Source organism: Parabacteroides sp. AM17-47, from assembly GCF_003434625.1.
GTDB classification, from domain to species: Bacteria; Bacteroidota; Bacteroidia; order Bacteroidales; family Tannerellaceae; genus Parabacteroides; species Parabacteroides distasonis.
The window spans coordinates 1-5755 of record NZ_QTLI01000049.1 but is presented as its reverse complement, the minus strand read 5'-3'; the positions used below and the strand labels follow the sequence as shown (position 1 = coordinate 5755).

Annotated in this window: 5 protein-coding genes; 1 reads left to right on the top strand and 4 read right to left on the bottom strand. The window is 54.3% G+C overall.

The features are described from left to right. Positions 1 to 50: 50 nt before the first annotated feature. Positions 51 to 497 (top strand): N-acetylmuramoyl-L-alanine amidase, encoded by a 447-nt coding sequence (locus DW205_RS21810; protein WP_008778430.1) that lies wholly within the window; start codon positions 51 to 53, stop codon positions 495 to 497. Between the two features lie 49 nt (positions 498 to 546). Here DW205_RS21810 and DW205_RS21805 read toward each other — a convergent pair whose 3' ends face one another. Genes DW205_RS21805 through DW205_RS21790 form a run of 4 tightly spaced genes read right to left on the bottom strand, consistent with a single transcriptional unit; the run spans position 547 to position 5465 of the window. Continuing rightward, positions 547 to 1686, bottom strand: a complete 1140-nt coding sequence (locus DW205_RS21805; protein ID WP_005857920.1) for an MraY family glycosyltransferase — start codon at positions 1684 to 1686, stop codon at positions 547 to 549. A gap of 14 nt (positions 1687 to 1700) precedes the next feature. Continuing rightward, positions 1701 to 4154, bottom strand: coding sequence for a tyrosine-protein kinase (locus DW205_RS21800; protein WP_121963167.1), 2454 nt, complete (start codon positions 4152 to 4154; stop codon positions 1701 to 1703). A 37-nt stretch (positions 4155 to 4191) separates the two neighbouring features. Continuing rightward, positions 4192 to 4989 carry a polysaccharide biosynthesis/export family protein gene (locus tag DW205_RS21795; protein WP_005865687.1) on the bottom strand — a complete coding sequence of 266 codons (798 nt, stop codon included), beginning with the start codon at positions 4987 to 4989 and terminating at the stop codon, positions 4192 to 4194. A 47-nt stretch (positions 4990 to 5036) separates the two neighbouring features. Beyond that, positions 5037 to 5465 (bottom strand): BT0820 family HAD-type phosphatase, encoded by a 429-nt coding sequence (locus tag DW205_RS21790; RefSeq protein ID WP_005863166.1) that lies wholly within the window; start codon positions 5463 to 5465, stop codon positions 5037 to 5039. Between the last annotated feature and the right edge of the window lie 290 nt (positions 5466 to 5755).

Sequence of the window (5755 nt, the reverse complement as noted above, 5' to 3'; positions counted from 1 at the left end):
GAGCACTTGGCATCCAATCCTGTATTCTCTAATTTTCAATTTCAATTATCATGGGTAAGGTTTATTGTTTCTACCAGAATTACAGGGAGGTCAGCCTCCTTGTAATTCATTGCTCGGCCACACGATATGACAGGGATTTTCCTATGGAGGCGCTCCGTTCATCGCACAAGGCACGGGGATTCGCCGATATCGGCTATCATTTCTATATCACACGGGACGGGGAATTACACCGCTGCCGGCCGGTCAATCAGATCGGGGCGCACGCAGCCGGATGGAACGACAAAAGTATCGGTATATGTTACGAGGGAGGACTCGACGAACAAGGCCGTCCAGCTGATACCCGGACCTACGCCCAGCGGTGTACCTTGATGGATCTGCTACGGCAATTACGAAGGGACTATCCGGAGGCACGCATCCTAGGACATTACCAATTAAGCCCTTACATACGCAAGGCTTGCCCTTGCTTTGACGCAAGGGAGGAGTATCTCGTCTTATAAAATAGATACCGGCTCGTCATTCACTCGCTAGATTGTCCGGTTTCACGACTTACTTTGTAAAAATACCCCCTATCTCTTTCAGCTCTTGCTCTTTATGATGCCTCGTTATGAAGCGGTTGATCGTCAAGTGAAGGATAGACCATAAAACCAAGTTCAAGAGCAAGAGGTAGGTGGCGTTTACCTTCATGGCCAATAAGACATTCAATACGATGAAAAAAACAGATACGCACAGAATCGTCACCATCACCATCCGTACACGCATACCCGTACGAAGCAGCTTGTGATGGAAATGATTCTTATCGGGCAAGAACGGGTTACGATGATTACGAAGGCGATGAAGCACCACACGGATCACATCGAGTAAAGGGACCAAGACCGTGGAGAAAGCGATCACCATATAGGGATTTGGTAACTCCGGTAAGACTTGATTCGACACGCACAGATGGATGATCAGAAAACTGATCACGTAGCCCAGCGTAAGACTACCCGCATCACCCATAAAGAGCTTATGGCCACGGTTTGCGTTGCCAAAGACGTTGTAACACCAAAAAGGCATGAGGACTCCCAGCGTACAGATGGCCAACAAGGCGTAAACATATTGCATGCGGATAAAGAAGATCACGCTCAAGACCGACAGGGCGATGCTACACAAACCGGAGGCCAAGCCATCGATACCGTCTATCAAGTTAATGGCGTTCGTGATATACACCACGATAAAGACCGTGACGGGGATCCCCACCCAAGCGGGAACCGAGTACACACCGAACAAGCCTCCCAAGGAACCGAACCAATTACCGGACAGTACCAATAATAACGCCGACACGATCTGGACGGCGAACTTGTAACGGTAGCCAACACCCACTAGATCGTCGCAGACACCCACTAGATAGAGTAACGTCATGCCCACGAACAGAAAGAGATACTCATAGAGCATGTTGAACGACAGGCTCGATGAGCCCATATCCCAAAAGTACAGGCGGAAGCCTATCACAAGGAACATGGACATCAGGATCACCGGAAAAAACGACAGGCCGCCCAAACGGGGGACCGGCGTCGTATGTACCTTACGGGAATCCGGGACATCATATAACCGTTTCTTGTGGGAGATCACCAAGATCCTCGGGATGATCACCATCCCGAACAGCACGGAGAAAAGGAAGCCCGACAGTAATAGTAATGTTATTTGCATGATTTGCGTATTAGTTATTTCTTCTTGTCACCGGCCTCGAAACCGTAACCATAGCCGTAGCCATAACCGTATCCCTTGCCGTAGCCGTATTTCTTGCCGTAACCATAACCGTAACTATTCTTCCGCTTGCTCATGTCCAGGCCATTGATGACCGTCGCGAGCTTCGGGAACTTACGCTCACGCCGCAACACGTTGATGTAGCTGAAACCGGCCTTCGGTGTCACGTCCGCACGGCAGACGTACACGCACATGTCAGCCACACGGCCGATGATCGCCGTGTCCGTAACCATGCCGATAGGGGCCGTGTCCAAGATGACATAGTCGTAGCGTTCCTTCAACCGGGCGATAGCCCTCTCCAGCACGTCACGGGCAACCAGCTCAGTCGGGTTCGGGGGAATAGGACCGCCCGGGAGGATATCGAGGTTAGGGCTGATATCGGATCGCTGGACCATGTCGAACAACTCCACGTGATCCGGGTCGCTCAGGTAGTTCGTGATGCCCTCCATCTTACGGGAGATATTGAACACCTTGTTCAAGCCCGGCTTGCGGATGTCCATGCCGACCACCACCACCCTCTTGCCCAAGTAAGCCAAGCTCACCGCCAAGTTGCCAGCGACGAAAGACTTGCCCTCGCCCGGTTGCGTGGAGCTGAAAAGGATCACACGCTCGTCCTTGCCTAGCATGAACAAGAGGTTCGTGCGCAACCCCCGGAACATCTCCTCCATCAGGTCGTTCTTGTTCTCACGCACCACGATCGAGCCCTCACCCGTCTTCTTGACCAACGGGAGCTCCGCCAAGATAGCCACGCCCGTGATCGCCTCAACGTCCTCACGGTTCTCGATCTTGTATTTCAACAGGTCATGAAGGTAGACAATGCCCACCGGGATCGCCAGGCCCAAGATCAACGCCGCAAGCATGAAGACCATCCTCTTCGGGGCGACAGGACGCTCATCGGCGAGCGGCTCCTCGATGATGCGGCCGTTGTTTGCCGTGGCTGCCAGCGTGATGGCGTTCTCCTCACGCTTCTGCAACAGCATGACGTACAACGTGGCCTTGATCTCCTGCTGGCGGGAGATCGTCATGAACTCCTTCTCCTGCCTCGGGGCGTCGCTGATGCGGCTCTCGAACTTGCTCGCCTGACGGTCGATGTCCGCCTTGGCGATCTGGAGACCCTTCAAGACACTGTTCACCGTCGTCTTCACGTTGCGGCGCATAGCCTCGATGCCGGCGTTCATGTTGATGATGGCCGGGTTGCTGTCCGAAGAGGTACGCAACAGGCGCTTGCGCTCGATGATCATCGTGTTGTACTGGTCGATGACAGAGGTGAGGTTTTGATCCCGCAGGCCCACGTTGGCAGGGATCACCTCGTCCATGTTCGCAGGATCGTCGATATAATTGCGGAGATACTGCACCAAGTTGATCTGCGTGGCGTTCTCCGTACGTTGTTGCTCATACCTCGAGCTTTCCTGCAAAGCCATCTGGGCGTCGCTCGTCAAATTCGTCAGGCCGGAGCGTTGCTTGAAGGCAGCGAGCTCGCTCTCCGTAGTGCCCAGCTCGCCGTTGATGATGCCGATGCGCTCCTCGATGAACTCAGCCGTCTTCTGCGCCACCTCGTTCTTCTCGTCGTTGGCGTCCTGGTTGTAGAACGACACCAAGCGATTGATGAAATCAACGCCTCGTCGCCTCACCGTGTTCCTCAAGGATACCTTGGCGATCGTCGTCGTCTTGGACGAGGGTGTCACGCTCAACTCCTTGCCGTAAGCCTCGGCAGTGGACGTGGGCGTATGGACGTGGGCCACCAGCTCGATCTCCCCGCCCTCCAACTCGGGTATGGAATCCATGCACGTGAAACTGAAAACCCCCACGGGGGTGGGCAATATGGCGGGGAGCCTGTCGAAGCCCTGCTCCATCGTCTCCTCGTCACCCTCCTTGTCGATCTTGTACTCCGCTCTCACCGTTAGCTGACCCTCCTTCGTGTAGCGCATGCGTAGCTCGACGGGGGCCACCAGACGGTCCGCCTCCTCGGGGGTGATGAACACGTTAACGGGGGAGTTCTTGTATAAAGGGGGGTTGAAGCCCAAGGCGTTCGACTCCTCCATGTCGATATACAGGCCCATGTCGTTCACCACCTTCTTGATCAACGTGCGGGACCTCAGGATCTCGACCTCGTTGTCGAAGTTGCTCGTCATCGAGAGCATGCCAAGGTCCTGTATCGCAGCCAAGCCGCTGGCGGCGTTTGCCCCCTTCTTCTCGTCCTCCTTGATCAGCACCGACGACGTGACGTTATACACCGGCGTCTGGTAACGCAGGAAGACGTACATCCCGATGCAGCAGGCCAGTACGCTCGCCACGAACCAAGGCCAATAAACCATATACTTGAAAAACACGGCGTAAAGATTGATCTCACGATCCTCCCCCTCCGGATTGTTATTATTATTATTGCTTGTATTTATACCATCGTCCACCATCTCTCTAAATTTTCAATTCTCAATTCTCTATTTTCAATTATTTAAGTATGTTCACCAACAGGCCGGCGATCGAGACCAAGATCGAGATCGAGCTCACCCACAACGTCGTGCTGTTACCGATATCGGAGTTCTTCGCCTTCGTCTCGTTCGGCGTGACATAAAGGATGTCGTTCTGTTTCAAATAATAATACGGGGAGGTCACGATTCCGGCGTTGTTCAGGTCAAGGTTGATGATCTTGCGCTTCCCGCTCTCGTCCTCGCGGATCAGCTTCACGTTGTCACGTACGCCATAGATCGTCATGTCGCCGGCCATCGCCAACGCCTCCAGAACGTTCACCTTCTCGTTGCCGATCGTGAAGCTGCCCGGACGGGCCACCTCGCCCAAGACCGAGATCTTGTAGTTCGCCATGCGCACCGTCACGATGGGCGCCTCCTTCAAGTAAGGCCTCAATCTCTCACGGATCAGGCTCTCCGCCTCGTTCTTCGTCAAGCCGCCGACCCTCAGCGTACCGATCACAGGGAAGTCGATCTCGCCGGAGTTGTTCACGAGGTATTGCTGCAACGTGGGTTGCGTCGTCGTGTTGATGTTCGTCAGGGCCGCGTTCAACGGGGTCTGCACCGTCAGGTTGAACGGGGCCGCCGCCTGAGGGTCCGTCGTGTTGACCGTGATGCTCAACAGGTCCTTGGGCATGATCTTGGCGTCATACAGGGGAAGCGTCCCCTCGAGATCGTTCACCGCCTCCGGGTTCTGGAGGTAGGGCACGTTCTTGTAAGACGTACACGCCGCCAGCAAAAGGGGCAGCGAGAATAGGAACAGTAGTCTTTTGATCTTCATATTATTTTGTTATCGTTTTTATTTCTTTAAACACGGATCACACGGACTTAACGGAAAAGGCGGGACAGGAAACCTTTGGGTTTCTCCGGCTCGTATTCCGACTCGTATTTACGCGTCAAGTCCTCATAGCTCAGTCCCTTGGTCACCATCTCGTAGATCGTGCCCCAGTCCGGGAGGCCGCCGAGGTTGCGGTCGTCGATGAAAACGTCCGCCTTCAGCTTGCGGGAGAAGTGGTTGTTCCGGTCTCTCTCCTCCTCCGGGTAGTCACGGTTCACCGCGTAGAACTCCAAGCCACGCTCACGGCAGAAGGACAACGCCTCCTCCAAGAGCCCGCCCTCACGGACCGTCCAAAGGATCAGCTTATGCCGATCCGATTGCAATTTCCTCAACGTCTCGATGGCGAAAGGAAGCTCACGCCCGATCGCCGGATACTTGTGCTCGACGATCGTACCGTCGAAATCTACCGCTATTATCATCTCTTTAATTCTCTATTTTCAATTCTCAATTATAAAAGGGCCGGACCACCGGACGGCCGGAGTGGTATATGTTAAAGCGGGGTCAGCCTATCGGCCAAAGCCAAGGGGTCTCCTAGCCGCTAGAGACGGCCATTGCCATCCGGGGGATCCGACCGTTTCTTTTCTGCCCTTATCTAATTCTCGCTTAACCGGGGCAATCCCTCCACCTCGCCGGCGTGCCATTCACGGTAATCCGCCAAGGGAAACCCGGGGACGGTCAATAGCTTGTAATCCGACCCGTCTCTTCTCAA